Below are 22,673 nucleotides of genomic sequence, written 5' to 3' on the forward strand. Positions count from 1 at the left end.
TAAACTCCTTTTTAAAAGACTTTAAAATACTCTATCGACATAATTTTAAAAAACTTAATATTTAGATTAAAAATCTATATTTTCTTACAAGCAAAAAGTGTTCTCAAAAAATTTAAAATTAAAAAATTTCAAACTTTTTGAATAATTTTTCATCATTTGGAAGTAAATTTCTTGCAATAAGTCTCTCTATAACTTCTTTAGAACAATTTGTCATTAAAGGCCATTCTTTATGATAATCTTCTAATGATCCTTTATTTGTCGCATCAATCGCAACACAATCTTTTTTGATAAATATATCTCTTTTTGCATCTATATTATTTACCACGCGCCAAACTAGCATATAAGGATTTTCCAAAATAACATCTGTATCTAAGAAAACTAAAATTCTAAAATGCTTTTTATAAGTTTGTAGTTTTTCAAAAATTTGAGCAATTTTTTCTTTTTTATCAATCAAAATCACACAAATTGGAGCAAAGGTTTGGGTGTAAAATTGCTTTAATTTTAAAATACTTTGATCTTTTTCTTTAAAAAGTGAAAGTAAAGCTTTATCGCTTAAAATTTCAAGTTCAACTTTTTTCTCATCACCACACGCATCAAGTCCTGCTTTACCACCATAGCAATAAGTGCTTGAAGCATGATCAAGCTGATCGCAAATTCCTTCACTAATAAGCAATTTTTCTTCATCAAAACGATTAAGTATATAAGGTATGAGTTTGTCATAATCTTGCAAGCAAGGTGCATTTTCATCAACAAAAATAGCATGTTTTACAAAACTCATTTGTCCTACACCCCAAAAAGTATGCATGACTTGTTTTGCATGAGCTGGATATTTTGCTTCTATTTTGGCTAAGATTAAATTATGAAAAACTCCATTTTCAGGCATGTTATAATCTATCAAATCAGGAGCATTTGTTTGAAGTAAAGGTAAAAAAACTCTTTCTGTGCCAAGCCCCATGTATTTATCTTCTAAAGGTGGTTTTCCTACAACAGTAGCTTGATAAATCGCATTTTTTTTAGCAAAGATTTTTTCTACTTTTAAAATAGGACAAAGTTCAACAGGGGTATAAAAACCTGTATGATCTCCAAAAGGACCCTCAGGTGCAAATTCATTTGGATCTACAAAACCCTCAATTACAAAATCACTATCATAAGGCACATAAAGATGATTGCTTTTGCATTTTGCCAAAATGGCAGGTTTTTTCTTGATAAAACCATAAAGTAAAAGTTCGAAAATTCCTTTTGGTAAAGGTGCTTGAGCACACCAAATATATAAAGGATCTCCACCTATGGCTATACTTACTGGCATTTTTTGATTTGCTTTTTTATACTCATGGAAAAAATGGCTTGCATCTTTATGAATTTGCCAATGCATAAGTAAGGTTTTTTCATTAACTACTTGCAAACGATACATTCCAAGATTATTTTGTTTTCCATCTATGCTTTGAGTATAAACTTGCCCCATGGTAATAAAAGGCGCAGCGTCTTTTTCCCAAGTTTTTAAAATAGGCATATCATATAAAGAATTTAAGCTTTTGTAATTAAATTCTCCATCTTTTTTAATGCGTTTTGGTGGGATATTTTTTAAATCAAGTAAGGTTTTGAAAAAATTTAATTTTGCACCAAAGCTTTGTGGTATATGCATTTTAAGTAAAGAACTAATTTCTTTAGCCACATCTTCATAATCTTTTTCAAATGCTAACTTTAAAGCTTTTTCATTACAAAAAGTATTTAAAAGGACAGGATAATCGTATTTTTTACCATTTTTTACTGCATTAGTAAAAAGTAAGGCTTTAGAATCTTCTTTTTTAACTTCTATATAAGCTAAATGTGCCATTTCAAGATCAACATCAACAGGCTCATGAATGGTTTTTAATAAATTATTTTTTTCTAAAAGCTCTATGAATTTTTGCATTTATATCATACTCTCTGCTTCTTTTAAAATTTCTTTTGCACCTTTTGCTATCATTTCTTTAGCTAAAAGCTCGCCTGCATTAGTGTAATTTTGTTTATCAATCACTCTTTTTTCTTTGAGAATTTTACTTGCATCAGGTAAGCCTACTATGGCGCGAATTTCTATTTTTTCATCAATGATTTTTGCATTAATTCCTATAGGTACTTGGCAACCACCTTCTAGAGTTTTTATAAAATCTCTTTCTATATGAGTTTCTATAAAGGCATTTTCATCGTTTAAACATTCAAGGTATTTTAAAATTTGTTTATTATCAATACTTTCTATGCCTAAGGCTCCTTGAGAAGCTGCAGGTATCATTTCATCAAGCTCAAAAGCCCTAATGTATTTAATTTCTTTATCCAAACCTAAGCGTTTAATACCAGCTAGAGCTAAAATAATGGCGTCAAATTCCTTGGCTTTAAGTTTTTCTAAACGTGAGTTGATATTACCTCTTAGAGAAATGATGTTTAAATCAGGCCTTAACGCTAAAAGTTGCATTCTTCTTCTAAGACTTGTTGTACCTACTTTTGCACCTTTTGGGAGAGCATTTAAGCTCTCATAATACTCACTTAAAAAAGCATCATTTACCACTTCTCTTTTTGAAATAGCAGCTAAAACTAAACCTTTTGGGAAAAAACTAGGCACATCTTTTAAGCTATGCACAGCTAAATGCGAATCGCCTCTTAACATACTTTCTTCAAGTTCTTTTGTGAAAAGTCCTTTTCCACCTATTTTAGCCAAAGGCGAATCAAGTAAAACATCACCTTTTGTTTTAAAACCCTCTAAAGAAATTTCTAATTCAGAATGCGTTTGCGATAATTTATTTTTTATATACTCACTTTGCCATAATGCAAGTTGGCTTTTTCTTGTTGCGATGATTAATTGCATTTTTTATGCTCCTGTATGATTTCTACATCGATGATTTCTTCTTCATTATTTGTTTGATGATGGTATTTTCTTTTTTGTTTTGTAAAAAGTTTTAGCACCATCATAAAAAATAAAAGCAAAATTCCTAAAAATGTACTTAAAATTCCTGGTATTAAAAGTAAAATTCCTACTATAGTTAAGGAAAATAATTTAATCATACCAAATAAATTCGTGTTGGTATTTTGCATAGTGATGAGATTTGTCCAAGTCTTTGCTAAAAACATTGCCCCTAAAAACATACTTGCAAAAACTATCATAAAAAAATTTAAAAAACCAAAAAAGGTTATAAATAAAATACTAGCGATTAATTCTAAAATCAAAAATGCGCTTATATTTATTCTTGCTATCATAGAATTTTCTCTAAGTATGAAATTACTTCTTGGGTTTTTAAAACTTGTTTTTCTAAGGTATTTCTATGGATTAATTCTACTTCATCATTTTCTAAGCCTTTGCCTATGACTAAAGCATAAGGAAAGCCCATTAATTCAAAATCATTAATCTTTACACCAAAACGCTCATTTCTATCATCAAATAAAATTTCTTTATCTTTAAAATGAGTATAAATTTGCTCAGCAAATTCCATGGCTTTTGTATCTTTTATATTAGAAACGATGATATCTAAAACAAAAGGAGCTAAAGTTTTATTCCAAATACAACCTTTTTCATCATGGCTTGCTTCTATGGCAACTGCAACCAAACGGCTCACTCCCATACCATAACAACCCATAGTGAAAAATTGAGCTTTACCATTTTCATCTAAATAGCTTGCATTCATTGCTTTTGAGTATTTATTTCCAAGTTTAAAAATATGCCCTACTTCAATACCTTTGCTTTGCTTAAGCTTGTGTTGGCATTTTGGACAAAGATCATGCTCTTTAACTGCCGCAAGATCTTTAAAGCGTTCTTTATTTAAATTTACAACATTAATTCCAACTAAATGATAATCTTTTTTATTTGCTCCAATAATCATATTTGTTTCATTTTCAAGCTCATGATCAATATAAAAATCAACTCCATTTAATCCTATAAAGCCGATAAATCCTGGAACTAAATCTGCTTTTTCTAATTCTTCTTCACTTACATCAACTAATTCTAGTGCATTTGCTGCATTTAGCGCTTTAACTTCTTGCAGTTCATCATCACCGCGTATAAAAAATACTACAATTTTTTCTTCATTTTCATAAATAGCTTTTTTAGCAATAGCTTTGATGGTATAGTAAGGGTTAATTTTAAAAAATTCCGCTAATTCTTCTATAGTTTTTACATTTGGAGTGTGAAATTGTGTGGCAAAATCAGCCTCTGGTCTTTCATCTTCACAACTTTTTTTAGCTCTTTTTGCTGCTTCAGTATTTGCAGCATAATCACAATGCTCACATAATAATATATCATCCTCACCATTTTTAGCCAAAACCATAAATTCTTTTGAACCGCTTCCACCAATAGCCCCACTATCAGCTTCAACAGATCTAAATTCAAGCCCTAATCTTGTAAGAATTTTACTATAAGTTTCATGCATAAGATTAAATTCTTTGTCTAAATCAGCTTCATTAGCATGAAAACTATAACCATCTTTCATTAAAAATTCTCTACATCTTAAAAGTCCAAATCTAGGTCTAGCCTCATCTCTAAATTTAAGTCCTATTTGATATAAATGCAATGGAAGTTGCTTGTAAGAGTTTATTTTATTTCTTACTAAAGCCACCATAGCTTCTTCATGAGTTGGCCCTAAGACAAAATCATTTTCTTTTCTATCTTTAAAGCGTAAAAGCTCTTTACCAAAAACATTAAATCTCCCACTTTCCTTCCAAAGTTCTGCTGGGGTATTAAAACTTAAATTTACTTCTAAAGCCCCTGCTTTATCCATTTCTTCTTTGATGATATTTTTAATCTTATCTAAAACTCTTTTTCCTAAAGGTAAAAAATTATACAGACCACTTCCAATTTGTTCTACAAAGGCACCTTTAACTAAAAATATATGACTTGGTAAAGTAGCGTCTTTTGGATTTTCTTTTGTACTTATGGCATAAAATTTACTAAATTTCATGATTATTCTCCAAATTAAATTCACATTTATAAAGGTTTAAACCTTCCATGTTTTCATTTTTTAAATCAAACACATAACGCATGGCATTTACAACAGAGTCATTTTGCATAGTTCCACTTAGTTTTTTTAAATTTACACTAGGATGATGTAAAAATGCATTCATTACTTGTCTTATAAGCTTTCTTGCTTCTTCATGGTTTGAGTGTTTTAAATATCCTTTATCTATAGCCTTTTGTAGTTGTTCTTTAGCGATTTCATCAGCTTGCAAGCGTAGTTGTTTCACTAAAGGCAAGGTTGCTAGTTTGCTTAGATGTTGGAAAAACTCATTTGTCATAGTGCCTACTATAGAATAAGCAACTTGAGCTTGGTGTTCTCTTAGAGTTAAATTTTTTCTTACGACTTCTTCTAAATCATCAACAGCGTAGACTATATTTTTTTCATTTGCTTTTATATCAATATCCCTAGGTACTGCTATATCAAAAAAATATCTTTTATAATCTTTTTCTTCTAATAAATCATTAGTTATAATAGCATGTGGAGCATTTGTGGCACTAAAAAATATCTCATATTGATTTAATGCTTCTTTTAAATTTGCAATACTTTCACAACTTGCATTTTCACCCAAATCCTCACAAAGCTTTTGGGCATTTTGTATATCTCTATTTAATATCAATACTTTAGCCTTAGCATTTAATAAATGCTTACAGGCTAGCTCGCTCATTTCCCCTGCACCTACTACAACTGCAGTTTTATTTTCTAAATTTAGGAGTTCTTTGGCTTTTGCTACTGCTACTGAAGCAACTGAAATAGGATTTTTAGAAATTTCAGTTTGATTTCTAACATTTGCCGCACATTTAAAAGCATAATGTACTGCTCTAGTTAAATGCACACCACATCTTTGTTCTTGCAGGGCAAATTTATAAGCATCTTTTAATTGTCCAGCAATTTGTGTTTCACCAATAACTAAACTATCAAGCGAACTTGCTACAGAAAATAAATGATGAATAGCTCCGCTATCTTCGTAAAAATCAGCCTTAGTGCTTAAATTTTCCCTATCAACCCCACAAAGTAAACTAAGTGTTTTTAAAATATGCTCATTAATGCTTTCAACATCCCCAACAAAAAGAAAAATTTCAACCCTATTACAAGTACTAAGTACTAAGCTTTCTAAAATTTTATTATTAGCATGGATTAGCTTTAGTAATTCTCTTTTTTTTTCTTCATTAGAAAAGGAAAGTTTTTCTCTAGTAGCAATATCTGTATTTTTGTGTGTAAAACTGATGCAATAATAATGCATTAAAATTCCCTTTCTATCATACTTTTAATAATATCTTCTAAATCTTTTATATTATATTTTTCTATGGTTTTTAAAGCATTATTTGCATAAGTGTTTAATTCTTGGCCAACTTGATTAAAAATTCCATATTCTTGCATTTTATTTTTAATCCAAGCAATCTCATCTATACTTAAATCTTTCTTGTAATAAGACTTAAGCATTTCTTGATCTTGTGGATTTAATTTTTCATATAAATACATATAAGCAAGAGTAGTTTTACCTTCTTTAAAATCATTCATAGCGGGTTTGCCTAAGGTTTGTTCATCACCTTTGATATCTAAAATATCATCTACAATTTGAAAAGCTAAACCTAAATTTTTACCATATTCTGCAAAATCATCTTCATTTAAATCAGCAAGTATAGCCCCACACCTTGCACTAGCTTCGATTAAAACGGCTGTTTTATTGTATATCATTTGTAAATAAGCGTTTTTATCACTATTGAAAGTTTCACTTAAATTTACATCCATTAATTCACCAACAGAAAGCATAACAACAGCATTAGAAATGATTTTTGCTAATTTTAAATCAATCAAAGAAAGTTCATAAAAGGCTTTTGAGTATAAAATATCTCCAAGCATGATAGCATTTTTAGCTCCAAATTGTGCATTGATAGACTTTACACCTCTTCTTAATTTTGCCTCATCAATCACATCATCGTGCAATAAACTTGCAGCATGAATTAACTCTATAATGGCACAGATTTTATAGCTAATATCGCTTTCCCCAGCTATTTTTAAAAGTAGTTTTGAGCGTAATTTTTTACCACCTTGAAGTTTTGAACTCATGGTTAAAATAGGCTTATAATTTAATTCAGATAAAAATTCATGCATATATTGATCGATCTTTTGCACTATGCTTTCCTTAATTTTCTTATAATTGTATTTTATTAAATTTTACTTTAGTTTTGGTTAAGACTAGCTTTTCTAGGGTCTAAAAATTCTACTTCTAATCTTTTATCTCTATCTTCAATATACACAGTAAAAATAGCTTCGCCTTTTTTAAAATCACTAAATTCAAGTATTAATCTTGCTCTATCTATATGAGGATTTTTATAATCAGGTACTAAGGTTTGATCTACCCAGTTTAAATTTCTTCTTAAAGACATCACAAATTGTCTAGGGTATTTTTTATATCTTGAATGAACAATAATATTAGTTTGATCAAATAAAGTCCATGAAAAGTCAAAATAATAAATCTCATTAGGATAATCAATTTCTTTTATTTTTACACTTGCTTTTTCATCTTTACTTAAGGTAAATTTATAAGTATAATCAAAAAATACTTCAGCCTTTAAAAAATTAAGTATCAAAAATAAAGATAAAAATAAACGCAAAATCAACCCTCATGCCCTAAAATTTCAGCGCTTAAGCCTATATAAAAATCATTTTTTCTCTCATCTATTAAGAGTGAATTTTCCATTTGAAATTGCGCTACATCGCTTTCATTTAAATTATTTTTTTCTAAAAGCTCTATCATAGTGATATGATCGGCTAGTAATTTTTCTAAAACATTTTCTAATGCACCTAAATTTGCATATTTTATTGTTTCGATAAATTTTTCTTTAGGACTTTTTGCAAACATTTCATCAAATATATCCATTTTTAACCTTTTATGTAAGTTTGAATTTTTTCTATTAAAGTAGTTTTATCGTTAGCTTCATCCAAGTCTTTAATTTCTTTTTGCCAAGAAATATGTATATAATCCATCTTAGCATTTTTAGCACAAAGTCTGTCTTTTAAGCTATCGCCTATGAAAATACTTTTTTCATATTTTGCTTCATCTGTGATTAATCTTAACATCATAGGATCAGGCTTAGCTTCTATACCATAACTAACACCTAATATTTTATCAAAATATGAAAGAATGTTTTGTTTTTTTAAAATAGGTACTAAGCTTTCTTGAGGTGCATTAGTAGCTATAGCCAGATAACAATCATTTTTTTTACAAAATTCCAAAACCTCAAGCACACCATCAAAAAGCACCACGCTTTGATCATAATGCTTGATAAAATACTTCTCATAACCTTCTTTAAAGCTAGTATGTGAGTAAGTATCAACCCCATAAAAAATCTTAGCATAATTTTGCCCAGGAGTGTTGATAGTATCTAAAATAAACTCTCTTTTTAAAGGTTCTAAATTTAAATCCGCTCTTATCTCATTTACTGCACATACTATAGCATTAGCACTATCTATAAGCGTGCCATCCATATCAAAAATTACATTTATCAATATTCATCCTTAAATTTATTTTATGTTTGTCTTTTTTATAACTTTGATTATTTTTTAGCTTATATAAGGCATTGGCTTTTGAAGCTAAAGTTTTTTGGTCTAAACTTTCATCTAAACACTCATTTACAAAAATCTCCAAAGCCTTAGTATAAGTAGAATCCAAAAATACCGCTTGAACTTTTTCAAAGATTTTAGCATTTTTTTGCATTCTTTCCCTAAAAAGAGTTAAATCAAAATCTTCCCTTTTTAAAGCACTTACAGCAGAGTTGGTAAATTTTTCTAAAGCTCTTACGTATTTAACTCTCAAAGCTTTTTCATCATTTTTCATTCTGCTGCACTTGTATTAATTCTACATTGTAATGCTTCTTGTACTAAATTTCTAGCTATTGAAGCTTCAGCATCTACAATGTGTAAATGTTTATCAGTGTGTGGGAAAATGATTTTAGCACCTGTACCACTTGTTTTTAAAACCGTTTGTATAGGTTTGTTAAAACTAGAAAGCACTTGATAGAGCATATCAAGTTTAGCTTCATTGCTTATAGTTATAATAGCAACTGAGCATTCTTCTATATTAGCTACTTTTAATGTTTCTACTTGCGCTACACTAGCAAAAAAAACATTCTCATTTCTGCTACGCCCAAGCTCAACCAAATTTAAATCACTTTCTAAAACTAGATATGGAATACCTGTTTTTTTAATCTTTTGCACCACTTCTTGACCTAATCTTGCATAGCCAAAAATGATAAAATGATCTTTCATTTTTTGATCACATAGATAAAATTTAGCCATATCGTTTTGCTCACCTTCGGCTGCGTTGGCTATTTTTCTAAGATTATTTAAAATAAAAGGTGTTGCAACCATAGTGATGATGGAAACTATAATGAAAATTTGTGCTGTTTTTTCATCTATAAGTGAATTTACTTGCATTAGCGAAAATACTGCTAGCGCAAATTCTCCAATTTGAGAAATACTCAAAGCAGTTTTTAACGCTACTCTTTTTCTTGTATAAAGGATTAAAAGACCATAAATTACTACAAATTTTATTAACAATACCAAGCTTACAAAAACAAAAATCAAAAACCAATTTTCAAAAACTATATGAAAATCAATTTGTAAGCCAACACTAATAAAGAAAAATCCTAAAAGCAAATCCCTAAAGGGAACCAAGTCTGCTTCTATTTTATGTTTATACTTAGTTTCAGCTATCAAAGCTCCAGCTATAAAAGCTCCGAGTGAATATGAAAAACCAAAAGAATGAGCTAAAAAGCTTGCTCCTATTACAGTAAAAAGTATAGTAGCAATGAAAATTTCATTTGCATTAGTCTTAATGATAAATTTTAAAACATAAGTAAAAAGGTATTTACCTATAAAATAAAGCAAAACAAGCAAAATCACAGCACTGACTAAGGTTGTAAGTAAAAGCTTTGAAATATCAGTATTTTGAGAACTAAATATATCAATCATTAGTAGCAGTGGTATTACAGCAATATCTTGAAAAAGCAAAATTCCTAAAGCTTTTCTGCCATATTCTTCGTTGATATCGCCACTATCATTAAGTATTTTTAAAACTATAGCGGTGGAGGATAAGGCTAGAGCAAAACCTGCTATCATTGCTATATGATTTGCTATACCTAAAATATAAGTTACAAGTAAAGTACAAACCAAGCCACAAGTTAGCATTTGCAAACTTCCATTTAAAAACACTTCTTTTTTCATTGCTAAAAGATGTTTAAATGAAAATTCAAGCCCTATGGTAAACATTAAAAAAACTATACCAAACTCAGCCACATGGATAATGATTTCATTAGTACTAAAACCATAAAATTCACGCACAAATAAACCTGTAGCTATATAGCCTATAATAGTTGGAATACCAAATTTTTTTAAAATTACATTTAAAATTACAGCAAAAGCAACTGCAACTAAAAAGACATTTAAAAACTCTTCCACTAATTAGCCTTTTTTATTTTATTATTTTATTTTTTCTAAAAAAATTAAGTCAAAATTGCTTCTGTGTTTGACTACTGCTCTTGATTTTGAAGGATTGTCTCTTCTATCAAGTTCTAATCTTAATTCTTCAATAGTATTTTCAAACTCATCAATTTTTGTTTTTAGCTTTAAAATCACATCAACACCGGCTAAATTAACCCCAAGATCTCTTGTTAAGCGTAAAATCATTTTGATTCTATCTATATCTTTTTGAGAATAAAGTCTCATTTTACCATCAGTTCTACTTGGTTCAACTAAACCTTCTTTTTCGTATTGTCTTAGAGTTTGTGGGTGTATGCTTAAAACCTTTGCAACAACACTTATAAGATACACCGGTTCATCATAACTATGCTCCATTGTTTACTCCTTTTAAGGTAATTTTTCTTCTAAAATTTTTACAAATTCAGGATCAAGGCTATTAATATCAGGTATTTTTACATTTAAAATTAAATACATATCCCCATAAAGGTCTGTTTTTCTATTTTGTACTCCATAGCCTTTAAGTCTGATTTTTTGATTGTTTTTAGAATTTGGCGGTATAGTGATTTTAACTTCTTTTCTTGGGGTATGTACGCTGATTTTATCTCCAAAGAGTGCTGTTTTTAAGCTAATTTCAACTTTTTTGTATAAATCATCATCCTCTCTTTCGTATTCATCACTTTTTTCAAGCTCTACTTTTAAAATCAAATCTCCTTTTTGTCCTTGAAAGCTTTTTCCTTTGCCTCTTATACGTAGCTTTTCACCATCTTTTATACCATGTGGAATTTTGATTTTAACTTGTTCATTATTGATATTTATGGTATGCTCACCACCTAAAATTCCTTTTTCAAAAGGAATTTTAACATTTGCTTGTAAGTCTAAATCCTCTTCAAAGCCGCCAAAGCCGCCAAAACCACTTCTAAAATTATTACTAGAGCTAAAACCTCTACCAAATCCTCCAAAACCTCCGCCAAAAATATTATTTAAAATATCATTGATATCAGCTCCACCTGCATTTCTTGAAAAATCATGAAAACTTTGCCCACCAAACATAGAATCACCATATCTATCATATTGAGCTCTTTTTTTCTCATCACTTAAAATCTCATAAGCTGCGTTGATTTCTTTAAATTTTTCTTCAGCACCTGCTTCTTTATTGATATCTGGGTGATATTGTCTTGCTAATTTTCTATAAGCTTTTTTTATCTCATCTGCGCTAGCATTTTGCGAAACACCTAGTGTTTCATATAAACTATTATTCATTTTATTATTCCTTAATTTTTTATAAGATTATACCATAAACTTTAGTCTTAGTCAATCAACTTTTATAAGTTTTAATACTAAAGGTTTTGTTTACAATTGTGTAAAAATAAAATTTTATACTTGTATAAAATGATTTTACAAAGGATAATACATGAAAAAAACTATGATTCTTTCTTTGGCATTAGCAACTACTATTTTTAGTGCTAGTATTGATTTTAAACAAACAGATGATAATGTAAAAAGATCTTTACCAACCGATAACCAAAACACTATACTTTCTTATCATAATTCTATACAAAAAGTTAAAAATTCAGTAGTTAATATTTCAACTTCTAAAACCGTTCAAAGCAATTCCTTTGGGATTGATGATTTTTTCAATGATCCTTATTTTAAACAATTTTTTGGTTTTGATTTCCCACAAGCTCCAAAAAGTAAAAAGAATAAAAAAGAAGTAGTAAGTTCACTTGGTTCAGGCGTGATTATCTCAAGCGATGGTTATATTATAACAAATAATCACGTTATAGAAGGTGCAGAAAAAATCACTGTAAATTTACCTGATTCAAGCACTGAATATAAAGCCAAATTAATTGGCGCTGATCCTAAAACAGATTTGGCAGTGATAAAAATAGAAGCAAAAAATTTACCTGCTGTGGTTTTTGCTGATTCAGATAAATTATTAGAAGGTGATGTAGTATTTGCTCTAGGTAATCCTTTTGGCGTTGGAAGTAGTGTTACAAGCGGGATTATATCAGCTTTAAATAAAAATAATATAGGTTTAAATCAGTATGAAAATTTTATTCAAACTGATGCTTCAATTAATCCTGGAAATTCAGGCGGGGCTTTGGTAGATAGTAGAGGGGCTTTAGTTGGGATAAATTCAGCCATACTTTCAAGAAGTGGTGGAAATAATGGCATAGGCTTTGCAATCCCTTCTAATATGGCAAAATCTATTGCACAAAAACTCATTGAACATGGAAAAATTGAAAGAGGATATTTAGGCGTAGTCATAGGAGCTTTAACTCAAGATATTAAAAAAGCTTATACTAATCAAGAAGGAGCTTTAATAACAGAAGTTCAAAAAGACTCAGCAGCTTATAATGCAGGATTAAAAAGAGGTGATTTGATTATAAAAGTAGATAAAACTGTGATTAAAAGCCCTATGGATTTAAAAAATTATATAGGAAGTATTGATCCAAAACAAGCTATAGAAGTAACTTATGAAAGAGATAATAAAGTCAAAACAGCTAAATTTATGCTAAAAACAGATGAAAAATCGCTACAATATGAAAAAGGTTATATTGATGGTTTAAAATTAGTAGAACTTGATTCTAAAAATAAACAACAATACCGCATACCTGAAAATATTAGCGGTATTTTAATTACCGAAGTTACTCCAAAATCAAAAGCAGAAAAAATAGGTTTTGAGCAAGGTGATATTATCATAGGTATTAATCAATACGAAGTTTCAAATTTTAAAGAATTATCTAAGGCTTTAGAATTAAATAAAGACAAAGAATATGTTAAAATTTGGATTAATAGAGGCGGTATGGTTAGAGCTTTACTTTTTTAAGAAAGGAAAAAAATGACAAATATTTTAATGATAGAAGATGATTTAGAATTAGCAGAGATTATAGCTGAATATTTAGAGCAATTTGATATGAAAGTAGATATTGCTCATGAGCCTTATATAGGTCTTTCAAGACTTGCTTTAAATCCTTATGATTTAATCATTTTGGATTTAAGCTTGCCTGGACTTGATGGACTTGAAGTATGCGAGGAAATTCGTAAAAAATATGATACACCTATTATCATTTCAAGTGCAAGACATGATATTAGCGATAAGGTTGCTGCGCTTGATTTGGGTGCTGATGATTATTTACCAAAACCATATAATCCTCAAGAACTTCAAGCAAGAATTAAAAGTCATTTAAGAAGAATTTCAAACACCAAAACCGCTCAAACTCAAGTTAAAAAAGATCTTGTATATGATAAATATAAACACACTATTACCATGAAAGATCAAGAAATTAGCTTTACTAATGCTGAATTTGATATTTTAAGTTATTTGATTAAAAAAGAAGGTGGAGTGGTAAGCCGTGAAGAACTTGTGTATAATTGTAGCTCTATTAGTGAAGACTCTAGCAATAAAAGCATAGATGTAATCATTAGTAGAATCAGACAAAAAATCGGAGATGATCCTAAAACTCCAAAATATATTCACTCAATCAGAGGCATAGGATATAAATTAACTCAATGAACAAATCATCGATTTTTTATACTATAACCTTTGTTTTCTTACTTGCTAGTGTTAGTGTGATTTTGGCATTTTTATGGCTTATAAAATATGATCAACAAAATTACACTAATGAGCTTAATGCGAAATATTCTTTTATAGCTAATGCAAGATTGTTGTATTTTAATCGTGTAATTAGTGAAAAAGAATTTTATGAGCAAACAAAAAATTACAAAATGATAGAACTAACCGCGCCATCTTCTATAAGAAAAATTATCTACAAGGCTGAAACTATAGCACGTGCTCAAACTAGCACGGGTGTAGTTGAAATTATTACTTTAGAAGATAATGTGTACTTAAAAATCATCTTTGATGGAAAACTTTATTTGTACAAAGATTTAGAATATCAAGGTTATCGTTATTTTGTGATTAAGCTTATTGCTAGCATAGTAGTAATGGTTTTATTGATTTTATATATTTTTATCATTAGAAAATTAAAACCACTTAGAGCTTTAAAAAGACAAATAGATAAATTTGGCGAAAATAAACTCAATGAAATTCAAAATGTCAGTAAAGGTAATGATGAAATTTCTCAAGTAGCAACAGCCTTTTATGAATCTATTTTAAGAATTCAAAAACTAAACACTTCAAGGCAGTTTTTCTTAAGAAATATTATGCATGAGTTAAAAACTCCTATCACTAAAGGTTTAATTACTTTAGAAATGCTTGAAGATAGCAAATATAAAGAAAGATTAGTAGGCGCTTTTAATCGTTTGGAAATTTTGATTAATGAATTTGCAGCGATTGAACAAATTACCTCAGGTGCTGGTTTGATTAATTTAAAAAAATACAATATCTTAGATCTTTTAGATGAAGCTAAAGATATAGCTATGAGTGATGATGAAAAGGTAAAAATTAGCATCAAAGAAAGTTTTAGTGTCAATGTGGATTTTAAACTCTTTACTACTGCGATGAAAAATATGATAGATAATGCGACAAAATACTCTGATGAAAATTGCGTTACCATAGAAATAACTAAAGATTATCTTTGCTTTAAAAACAAAGGAAAAGCCTTAGATAAAGACTTAAAATACTACACTCAAGCCTTTACGCAAGGAAAGAAAAACAAAGATAGTTTTGGACTTGGATTATACATTGTTAAGACTATTTTAGACTCTCATAAACTTACGCTTTATTATGAATATAAAGACGGTATCAATCATTTTTATTTTAATGATATACAAAATATAATTTTAAACTAGGAAGCTCATGCCCTTATCACGTTTAAATGAAGAACAATACAAAGCCGCTAGTGCTCCTTTTGGACACAATCTTATCATAGCAAGTGCAGGTACAGGTAAAACTTCAACTATAGTTGCAAGAATAGCCTTTTTACTTCAAAATGGTATAAAGCCTGAAAAAATTATGCTTTTAACCTTTACAAACAAAGCTAGTAAGGAAATGATAGAAAGACTTGGTAAATATTTTGATAAAAGCATTACTTCAAAAATTACAGCAGGAACATTCCATAGCACTGCTTATTCTCTACTTAAAGAGTTAAATCATGATATTATTTTAAAGCCTGCAAGTGAGCTTAAAATTCTTTTGCGTTCCATTTTTGAAAAACGCACTTTTCATCATCTAAGTGATACTAAACCTTATATGCCAAGTTATTTGTATGATGTATATTCTTTATTTCAAAATACTAATGCAAATTTAGATGAATTTTATAATTGGTTTTGTCAAAACTATGATGAACAAGCTGTTTATGCTGAAATTTATGAAGATATTTTAAAAGAATATGAAGAAGAAAAAGCACGTTTTAACTATGTGGATTTTAATGATTTATTAATCAAATTAAAACATGTTTTAGCTTCACATCATTTTGAATTTGATGAGATTTTAGTAGATGAGTATCAAGATACTAATACTTTACAAGGCTCATTAATTGATGCTTTTAAAAGTAAAAGTTTATTTTGTGTGGGGGATTATGATCAAAGTATCTATGCTTTTAATGGGGCTGATATTTCTATTATAGGAAGTTTTAAAGATAGATTTATCGATGCAAATATTTTTACTTTAAATAAAAATTATCGTTCTAGTAAAAATATACTTGCGCTAGCTAATAAGGTTATTTTAAACAATGAAAGATTATATCCTAAAGAATTAATTGTAACTAGGGAAGGAGATTTTAAAGCTCCAAGTTTGCTAACTTTTAATGAATTATTTGATCAATACTCTACCATAGCAAAAATAATCCTACAAAGCGGTGTTAATCTTGATGAAATTGCTGTTATTTTTAGAAACAATTCTAGTGCAGATGGAGTAGAAGTTGCCTTAAGAGAACTTGGTATAGCAAGCAAAAGAAAAGGTGGGGGAAGCTTTTTTGAAAGCTTGGAAGTTAAAAACTTTTGCTCTATGCTTGCAATCGTGCTTAATCCAAAAGATATCATGGCTTTTATACATTTACTTGAATACACCAAAGGAGTTGGTGGGGTTTTAGCAAAAGATATTTTTGACGCTTTGTTGAAATTAGGGCATTCTAGTTTGATTAAAGGCTTTTTAAATCCTGATAGTAGTGTGAGTTTAAAAAAATACAAAAAACAAAGTTATCAACTAGGACTTTTTGATGATATTGAGGAGCTAGCCTCGCCTTCAAGGTTTAATCTAGAAAGTGAGTTTAACACCCATCCTATTTTAAGCCTTCCTAAAATTAACGAGTTTTGTGCTAAAAATCTTGAAAAAATTTATCTTTTTATTAAAAAAGCAAGCGAGTGTAAGGTTTCAACTCAACTTGTAAATTTGATCTTAGAAAATGATTATTTTAAAGAAATTTGTGATATTTTAGCAACCAAAAGAGCGACTAATAAAAACTCTAATGTTGATTTAAATAAAAAAAATGAAATTTTAGAAAAAATCAATGCAAAAATGTTTGTATTAAAAGAACTTGCTAAAAATTATAGTGATAATTACAAATACTATAATTTTCTTACTCTTGGTGCTAGTGAAATGAGTAGTGGTAGTGGGGTTAATCTTTTAAGTATACACGCTAGTAAGGGGCTTGAGTTTGAACTTGTATTTGTAATTGATCTTGCACAAGGAAGATTTCCTAATCAAAAACTCATGAGTATGGGTGGGAGTTTAGAAGAAGAAAGAAGGCTTTTTTATGTAGCAGTAACTAGAGCTAAGGATACTTTATACTTAAGCTATGCAAAATATGATAAGATTAAAAAAAGCAATTATCAACCTTCGTGTTTTCTAATCGAAGCAGGTATGTGTAAAGAAGAATAAAAATAAGACTTTATTAATCTTTTTATATTATGATTAATAAAAATCATTCAAGGAGAAAAAATGAATAGTGTATTATTCAAAGGAAATAAAGTAAATTTAAAAGGAAATAATATTCAAGTTGGCGATATGGCTCCAAATATCACTTTAAAAGCTAAAGATCTTTCAGGTGTTGAAATTGCTCCAAAAGGTAAAACTCAAATTATTATTAGCGTGCCAAGTCTTGATACTCCAGTATGTGCAACCGAAGCTAGAGAATTTAATAAAAAGGCAGCAGCAAGCGGTGTGGAAGTAATCGTAGTTAGTATGGACTTACCATTTGCTATGGGTCGTTTTTGCTCAACTGAGGGTATAGATAATTTAACTGTTGCAAGTGATTTTGTTTCTAAAGAATTTGGTGAAAAATATGGTGTTTTAATGGCTGATGGTCCACTTGAGGGAATTTTAGCTAGAGCGGTGTTTGTAGTTAAAGATGGTATGGTTGCTTATAAAGAATTAGTAAATGAAGTAACAGAACTTCCAAATATGCAAGCTCTAGAAAGCTTCTTTGGTCAAAGTTGTGGATGTGGTGGTTGTGGTTGCCACTAAAATTTAAAAGCCTTTTATAGGCTTTTAAAACTTAAAAATATGGAAAATTTTCTTTCTCGTTTTGAAATAGAAAAACAAGATCTCATACTCATACAAGAACACTTACAAATAATAAACATTGAAAAAGATTTTAAGGTTAATGATAAATGTTTAGGATTTATAAAAATTTTAAAAGGTGAACTCAGAGCTTTTATTCTAACTCCAAATGCAAAAGAAATAACACTTTTTCACCTTAAAGAAAATGATGAATGCGTTATTTGCTCTGAGTGTAATATGGATGGCATATCTTATGATGTTTTTATACAAAGTACTCAAAATACAAGTATAGCCATCATCCCCTCATCGATTTTTCAAATTTTAAAAGATAAATACCCAAAAATTAATAATTATGTTTTAAGTTTAATCACCAAGCGTTTTAATACCTTAATCAGAGTTTTAGAACAAGCTTTATTTATGCCTTTATCTTCTAGAATTTGTGATTTTTTAAAAGAAAATGCTAGTAATAATACTTTAAAAATTACTCATGAAGCTTTAGCTAATCACTTAGGAAGCGCTAGAGAAGCTGTTTCAAGAATTTTAAAAGAGTTAGAAAATGAAGGTAAAATCAAACTTGAAAGATCTAAAATAATACTAATTTCTTTGTAACTTTATCACAGAAATACTTTTAAAATTTATTTATAATATCAACAAAAAGGAGAAATTATGAGTAAATTAGAAAGAGTGCTAAGAATAGCTTTAGCCATAGTGGCATTTTCTTTAGGAGTTTATTTTTCAACTTGGTGGGGATTATTGGGTTTAATTCCTTTATTAACAGGTATTTTTGCTGTTTGTCCTATAAGAGTGCTTAGTGGAAAACAAGCTTGTCCACTTGGGGTTTGCCCTATTTCTAAAAAGAAAAATTAGGAATGATTTACTAGTTTTTCTAGCTTTGGTGCGATGATAAATCTACAATAAGCTTGGCTGGGATTATTTTTAAAATATTTTTGATGATAATCCTCAGCTTTATAAAATTTTTCTAATTTTAAAACTTGCGTAACTATAGCTTTAGCGTAATATTTTTGTGCTTTTTGTAAAAAATCACTAATGATTTTTAACTCCTCATTAGTTTGATAAAAAATAACTGATCTATATTGTATCCCCTCATCAGCACCTTGTTTATCTAGGCTTGTTGGATCATGCATTTTGAGAAAAATTTCTAAAATTTTTTCTAATGAAATTTGTTTTTCATCATAAATTATCTTAGCTACTTCTATATTTCCATCGCCATTTATCATGCTTTCATAACTTGGATTTGGCTTACCACCACTATAACCTACTTCTGTATAAACTACGCCTTTAATTTCATCAAACACAGCTTGAGTACACCAAAAACAACCCGCACCTAAAATGATTTCTTTATTTGTCATTGTTTTCTAAACTTTTAAAACAAGTTGCATAAGATAAAGTTCTTCTCCATCTATGATTTTTAAATCTTTATCTTCGCATTTTGGGCACCAAAAGATATTATTTTCAAGCACTCCACTAAAATGGCATTTTTGACACTCAACTACTACTTCTTGAATATGCATAATAAATTTAGCATTCTTACACAAAGGACTATTTTCTTTAAAAGTTTCAAAGCTTCTTTGCAAAAGTGGAGGCTCAACCCCACTTAAGCGCCCTATTTTAACATGCACTTCTTCAATAACTTTTCCTTGAGCATATTCTTCGCAAAGCTCTAGCAAAGATTCTGTAATACTTAACTCATGCATTAGCAAATTCTTGGTAAAAGTTCGCCTTTTGGAGCTTCTAAAATACGTTTTGCTCCATAAGCATTTTCTAAAACCACTCTTGTTTTTTCATTAGCTGTGATTTCACCTATAATGGCTGCATTAGCATTAAATTGTTTTAAAATTTCTAATGCTTTTTGCTCATCTTTTTTATCTACACAAATAATAAAAGTTCCTTCATTTGCAAGCTCATAAGGCTCATACCCAAAAAGCTCACAAACCCCTAAAACTTCATCGCAAACTGGGATTTTTTCTTCATATATTAAAAGCTCTAAATTACTTAATTTAGCCCATTCATTTAAAACCGCACTAAGCCCACCACGCGTAGCATCGCGCATTGCTTTTATAGAAATATCTGCATTTAAAAGTGTTAAAACTTCATCTTTTAAGCTTTTGCAATCACTTTGGATATTTGCCTCTAAATTATTTCTTTCAACCAAAACCGCACAACCATGAGCTCCAATATCCCTTGAAACTAAGATACTACAACCACTTTTTAAGTCTTTGGTATTGATTTTTTGTATATTTTTACCTATACATGAAGTGTTAATATATATCTCATCGCCTTTATTTTTAGGAACAACTTTAGTATCCCCGCAAACTAGTTTTACTCCCGCTTTATCGCATTCTTCTTTTATAGATTTTAGTATAATTTTTAACTTTTCTATCTCAAAACCCTCTTCTAAAATCAAAGCTAACGATAAATATAGCGGTTTTGCTCCCACCATTAATACATCATTTACGCTACCACAAACTGCTAATTTTCCTATATTTATATCTTTTAAAAAGATAGGATTTAGCACAAAAGAATCAGTGCTAAAAGCCAAATCATCTAAAATAGCAGCATCATTTGCTTCTTTTAAAATATCGTTTTCAAAAATAGAAAAAATTTCACTTATCAAAGCATTCATTTCTTCGCCACCGCCACCATGAGCTAGAGTAATTTGTTTCATTTTATGCCTTATCTTGATAGTATTTATAATAAGCCGCACAAGCTCCTTCACTAGAAACCATACAGCTACCTATGGGATTTTTTGGAGTGCAAGCTTTTGAAAATACCTTGCAATCATAAGGCTTAGCTAAGCCTCTTAAAATTTGACCACAAATGCAAGCCTTGCTTTCATCTTTACTTTGTACTTTACAATCAAACACTTTGCTAGCATCTAAGTGTGCAAATTCATCTTTTAAACAAAGCCCACCATTTACAATCACTCCAAGACCTCTAAATTCAAAATCACAAGGTTTAAAGTATTTTTCTACTAAAGCTTTGGCTTTTAAATTTCCCTCTTTGCTAACTACTCTATGATATTCATTATAAACCTCAAAAGTATTTGCATTCATTTGCTCTACTATATTTAACACACTAAGCATTATATCAACTGGCTCAAAACCACTCACTGCTATAGGGGTTTTATATTTTTTTGCAATAGGTTGATAAATGTTTGATCCTGTGATAACGCTTACGTGAGAAGGTGCTAAAAAGGCGTCAATTTTTACATTTTTATCTTGCATGATAGCTTCTACTGCAGGTGGAACTAATACATGATTGATATGAAAAAATAAATTTTTTAAATTTAAGGCCATGCTTTTTTCTATAATCACCCCACTCATAGGTGTAGTTGTCTCAAAACCTATAGCAAAAAAGATTATATTTTTTTCAGGGTTTTTTAAAGCTATATCTATCACATCCAAAGGTGTATAAAGTGCTTTAATATCAGCTCCTTTAGCTCTAAGATCAATTAAGCTTTCATAACTTCCTGGCACTTTAAGCATATCACCTAATACACAAAAGATAGTATTTGGCATACTTGCAAGCTTTAAAGCTGTATCAATACGCTCTCTAGGCATAACACATACAGGACAACCTGGACCATGCACAAAATTAATTTCTTTGGGTAATAAATCAGGCAAACCAAATTTCATAATACTATGCGTATGTCCACCACAAATTTCCATGATATTAATAGGCTTAGTAATTTTAGAAGCAATAAGTTCTTTTAGGGCTAAAATTCTTTCTTTATCTCTAAAATCATTAATTAAATCCATTTTTTAGCCCCATATCACCTTCATTTTCATCAATTTGTCCATTTTGCATTTTCTCTGCTATATCTGTATAAATTTTTAAACTCTCTTGTGCAGCTTGAGTGTCGATTTTTTCCATAGCAAAACCTACATGTATAAGCACATAATCGCCTACTTTTAAAGGCTCGCTTATTAAATCTAAACTCACTCTTCTTTTAACCCCTAAAGTTTCTACTATGGCTGAATTTAGCTCATCAATTTCTAAAATTTTAGAAGGTATAGAAAGACACATTAGTTAAGCTCCTTTTTCATTTTTAGATAATTTATCCAAAGATCAAATCCTGTTTTTGTTTTGCTATCTAAAATCATAATATCTATTTTAGGATTCAGCCTTTTAGCAGCCATAGAAGCCGCTTTAAAATCAAAGTCAAAATGCTGAGCTAAATCAGCTTTAGTAATGACTAATAAATCAGCCTTTCTAAACATCACTGGATATTTTTCTACCTTATCACTACCTTCTGTTACTGAAAGTAAAACTACATTTAAATGCTCGCCCAAATCATAACTTGCAGGACATACTAAATTTCCCACATTTTCAACAAAAACTATATCAAGTTCGCTAAGTTTAAAATGATGTAAAGCTTCATGCACCATAAAAGCATCTAAATGGCAAGTTTGTCCTGTGGTGATTTGATGAGCTAAGCCTCCTGCTTTGATAATGCGATTTGCATCATTGTTAGTTTCTAAATCTCCTTCAACCACGGCTATTTTTAAATCATCTTTTAAAGTTTTTATAGTTTCTTCCAAAAGCGTTGTTTTACCACTTCCTGGGGAACTCATTAGATTAATACAAAGAGTATTATACTCATTAAAATGCTCTCTATTATGAGCTGCTTGATGATCATTTTTTGATAAAATTTTACTAATAACATTAATAGTTTTTTCATCTTTTAAAGCCGGATTTTCATGATGGTGATCATGATGATGTTCATGTCCATTAATAGAACAGCCGCAATCTTTACACATAATCTTTCCTTTATCTTTTTATTTTAT

General features: G+C 29.5%; 26 protein-coding genes. 7 read left to right on the top strand and 19 right to left on the bottom strand.

Going from position 1 to position 22,673, the window contains the following annotated elements; translation table 11 throughout:
- Window positions 1-118: 118 nt before the first annotated feature.
- The 13 genes from CAMP5060_RS00195 to CAMP5060_RS00255 are packed head-to-tail and all read right to left on the bottom strand — an operon-like array spanning window position 119 to window position 11,720.
- Window positions 119-1,912, bottom strand: coding sequence for a menaquinone biosynthesis decarboxylase (locus CAMP5060_RS00195; RefSeq protein ID WP_337217680.1), 1,794 nt, complete (start codon window positions 1,910-1,912; stop codon window positions 119-121).
- Window positions 1,913-2,839: a hydroxymethylbilane synthase gene (hemC, locus tag CAMP5060_RS00200; RefSeq protein ID WP_337217681.1), complete on the bottom strand. Its 927-nt coding sequence runs from the start codon at window positions 2,837-2,839 to the stop codon at window positions 1,913-1,915. It abuts the gene before it with no gap.
- Window positions 2,830-3,228: an FxsA family protein gene (locus CAMP5060_RS00205; protein ID WP_087700588.1), complete on the bottom strand. Its 399-nt coding sequence runs from the start codon at window positions 3,226-3,228 to the stop codon at window positions 2,830-2,832. Before CAMP5060_RS00205 ends, hemC begins: the two co-directional genes overlap by 10 nt.
- Window positions 3,225-4,925, bottom strand: coding sequence for a proline--tRNA ligase (locus tag CAMP5060_RS00210; RefSeq protein WP_337217732.1), 1,701 nt, complete (start codon window positions 4,923-4,925; stop codon window positions 3,225-3,227). Before CAMP5060_RS00210 ends, CAMP5060_RS00205 begins: the two co-directional genes overlap by 4 nt.
- A complete protein-coding gene (hemA, locus tag CAMP5060_RS00215) occupies window positions 4,912-6,219 on the bottom strand; it encodes a glutamyl-tRNA reductase (RefSeq protein ID WP_337217682.1) in 1,308 nt (435 codons plus the stop codon). Before hemA ends, CAMP5060_RS00210 begins: the two co-directional genes overlap by 14 nt.
- Entirely contained in the window at window positions 6,219-7,112 is an 894-nt protein-coding gene (locus CAMP5060_RS00220; RefSeq protein WP_263667471.1) for a polyprenyl synthetase family protein, read from the bottom strand. The genes hemA and CAMP5060_RS00220 overlap by 1 nt, the downstream gene beginning before the upstream one ends.
- A 47-nt stretch (window positions 7,113-7,159) precedes the next feature.
- The gene (locus CAMP5060_RS00225) at window positions 7,160-7,594 is read right to left on the bottom strand and encodes an exporting protein (RefSeq protein WP_442863340.1); all 435 of its coding nucleotides are present in this window, start codon (window positions 7,592-7,594) and stop codon (window positions 7,160-7,162) included.
- Between the two features lie 2 nt (window positions 7,595-7,596).
- A complete protein-coding gene (locus tag CAMP5060_RS00230) occupies window positions 7,597-7,860 on the bottom strand; it encodes a DUF2018 family protein (RefSeq protein WP_214100464.1) in 264 nt (87 codons plus the stop codon).
- 2 nt (window positions 7,861-7,862) lie between these two features.
- Entirely contained in the window at window positions 7,863-8,489 is a 627-nt protein-coding gene (locus CAMP5060_RS00235; protein WP_214100465.1) for an HAD family hydrolase, read from the bottom strand.
- Window positions 8,470-8,817 (bottom strand): hypothetical protein, encoded by a 348-nt coding sequence (locus CAMP5060_RS00240; protein ID WP_337217683.1) that lies wholly within the window; start codon window positions 8,815-8,817, stop codon window positions 8,470-8,472. Before CAMP5060_RS00240 ends, CAMP5060_RS00235 begins: the two co-directional genes overlap by 20 nt.
- A complete protein-coding gene (locus tag CAMP5060_RS00245) occupies window positions 8,814-10,439 on the bottom strand; it encodes a cation:proton antiporter (RefSeq protein ID WP_337217684.1) in 1,626 nt (541 codons plus the stop codon). Before CAMP5060_RS00245 ends, CAMP5060_RS00240 begins: the two co-directional genes overlap by 4 nt.
- A 21-nt stretch (window positions 10,440-10,460) precedes the next feature.
- On the bottom strand, window positions 10,461-10,835 hold the full coding sequence (locus CAMP5060_RS00250) for a heat shock protein transcriptional repressor HspR (RefSeq protein WP_039668403.1): 375 nt from the start codon (window positions 10,833-10,835) through the stop codon (window positions 10,461-10,463).
- 12 nt (window positions 10,836-10,847) lie between these two features.
- A complete protein-coding gene (locus tag CAMP5060_RS00255) occupies window positions 10,848-11,720 on the bottom strand; it encodes a J domain-containing protein (RefSeq protein WP_337217685.1) in 873 nt (290 codons plus the stop codon).
- A 151-nt stretch (window positions 11,721-11,871) separates the two neighbouring features.
- Here CAMP5060_RS00255 and CAMP5060_RS00260 point away from each other — a divergent pair, with 151 nt between their 5' ends.
- Genes CAMP5060_RS00260 through CAMP5060_RS00290 form a run of 7 tightly spaced genes read left to right on the top strand, consistent with a single transcriptional unit; the run spans window position 11,872 to window position 18,732 of the window.
- Window positions 11,872-13,290: a DegQ family serine endoprotease gene (locus tag CAMP5060_RS00260; protein WP_214135967.1), complete on the top strand. Its 1,419-nt coding sequence runs from the start codon at window positions 11,872-11,874 to the stop codon at window positions 13,288-13,290.
- A 12-nt stretch (window positions 13,291-13,302) separates the two neighbouring features.
- The gene (locus tag CAMP5060_RS00265) at window positions 13,303-13,977 is read left to right on the top strand and encodes a response regulator transcription factor (RefSeq protein ID WP_039618324.1); all 675 of its coding nucleotides are present in this window, start codon (window positions 13,303-13,305) and stop codon (window positions 13,975-13,977) included.
- A complete protein-coding gene (locus CAMP5060_RS00270; protein ID WP_039618326.1) occupies window positions 13,974-15,215 on the top strand; it encodes an ArsS family sensor histidine kinase in 1,242 nt (413 codons plus the stop codon). Before CAMP5060_RS00265 ends, CAMP5060_RS00270 begins: the two co-directional genes overlap by 4 nt.
- Window positions 15,216-15,222: 7 nt before the next feature.
- Window positions 15,223-17,244 (top strand): ATP-dependent helicase, encoded by a 2,022-nt coding sequence (locus tag CAMP5060_RS00275; RefSeq protein ID WP_087700578.1) that lies wholly within the window; start codon window positions 15,223-15,225, stop codon window positions 17,242-17,244.
- A gap of 60 nt (window positions 17,245-17,304) precedes the next feature.
- Window positions 17,305-17,829, top strand: a complete 525-nt coding sequence (tpx, locus tag CAMP5060_RS00280; protein ID WP_263736810.1) for a thiol peroxidase — start codon at window positions 17,305-17,307, stop codon at window positions 17,827-17,829.
- Between the two features lie 39 nt (window positions 17,830-17,868).
- Window positions 17,869-18,474: a Crp/Fnr family transcriptional regulator gene (locus CAMP5060_RS00285; protein WP_337217686.1), complete on the top strand. Its 606-nt coding sequence runs from the start codon at window positions 17,869-17,871 to the stop codon at window positions 18,472-18,474.
- Between the two features lie 57 nt (window positions 18,475-18,531).
- Window positions 18,532-18,732, top strand: a complete 201-nt coding sequence (locus CAMP5060_RS00290; RefSeq protein ID WP_012661495.1) for a YgaP family membrane protein — start codon at window positions 18,532-18,534, stop codon at window positions 18,730-18,732.
- On the opposite strand, the gene msrA is transcribed toward CAMP5060_RS00290, so the two are convergent.
- The 6 genes from msrA to hypB are packed head-to-tail and all read right to left on the bottom strand — an operon-like array spanning window position 18,729 to window position 22,646.
- The gene (gene msrA, locus CAMP5060_RS00295; protein WP_214126319.1) at window positions 18,729-19,235 is read right to left on the bottom strand and encodes a peptide-methionine (S)-S-oxide reductase MsrA; all 507 of its coding nucleotides are present in this window, start codon (window positions 19,233-19,235) and stop codon (window positions 18,729-18,731) included. The genes CAMP5060_RS00290 and msrA overlap by 4 nt on opposite strands.
- Window positions 19,236-19,241: 6 nt before the next feature.
- Window positions 19,242-19,580 carry a hydrogenase maturation nickel metallochaperone HypA/HybF gene (locus CAMP5060_RS00300; RefSeq protein ID WP_337217687.1) on the bottom strand — a complete coding sequence of 113 codons (339 nt, stop codon included), beginning with the start codon at window positions 19,578-19,580 and terminating at the stop codon, window positions 19,242-19,244.
- Window positions 19,580-20,551: a hydrogenase expression/formation protein HypE gene (gene hypE, locus CAMP5060_RS00305; protein WP_087700574.1), complete on the bottom strand. Its 972-nt coding sequence runs from the start codon at window positions 20,549-20,551 to the stop codon at window positions 19,580-19,582. Before hypE ends, CAMP5060_RS00300 begins: the two co-directional genes overlap by 1 nt.
- 1 nt (window position 20,552) lies before the next feature.
- Window positions 20,553-21,644: a hydrogenase formation protein HypD gene (gene hypD / locus CAMP5060_RS00310; protein ID WP_337217688.1), complete on the bottom strand. Its 1,092-nt coding sequence runs from the start codon at window positions 21,642-21,644 to the stop codon at window positions 20,553-20,555.
- Window positions 21,631-21,912, bottom strand: coding sequence for a HypC/HybG/HupF family hydrogenase formation chaperone (locus CAMP5060_RS00315; protein WP_039618343.1), 282 nt, complete (start codon window positions 21,910-21,912; stop codon window positions 21,631-21,633). The genes hypD and CAMP5060_RS00315 overlap by 14 nt, the downstream gene beginning before the upstream one ends.
- Complete coding sequence (gene hypB, locus CAMP5060_RS00320) at window positions 21,912-22,646, bottom strand: hydrogenase nickel incorporation protein HypB (RefSeq protein WP_039628341.1); 735 nt, start codon at window positions 22,644-22,646, stop codon at window positions 21,912-21,914. The genes CAMP5060_RS00315 and hypB overlap by 1 nt, the downstream gene beginning before the upstream one ends.
- Window positions 22,647-22,673: the final 27 nt, after the last annotated feature.

The organism is Campylobacter sp. 1569, from assembly GCF_024723675.1.
In the GTDB taxonomy this organism is placed as follows: Bacteria; Campylobacterota; Campylobacteria; order Campylobacterales; family Campylobacteraceae; genus Campylobacter_D; species Campylobacter_D jejuni_C.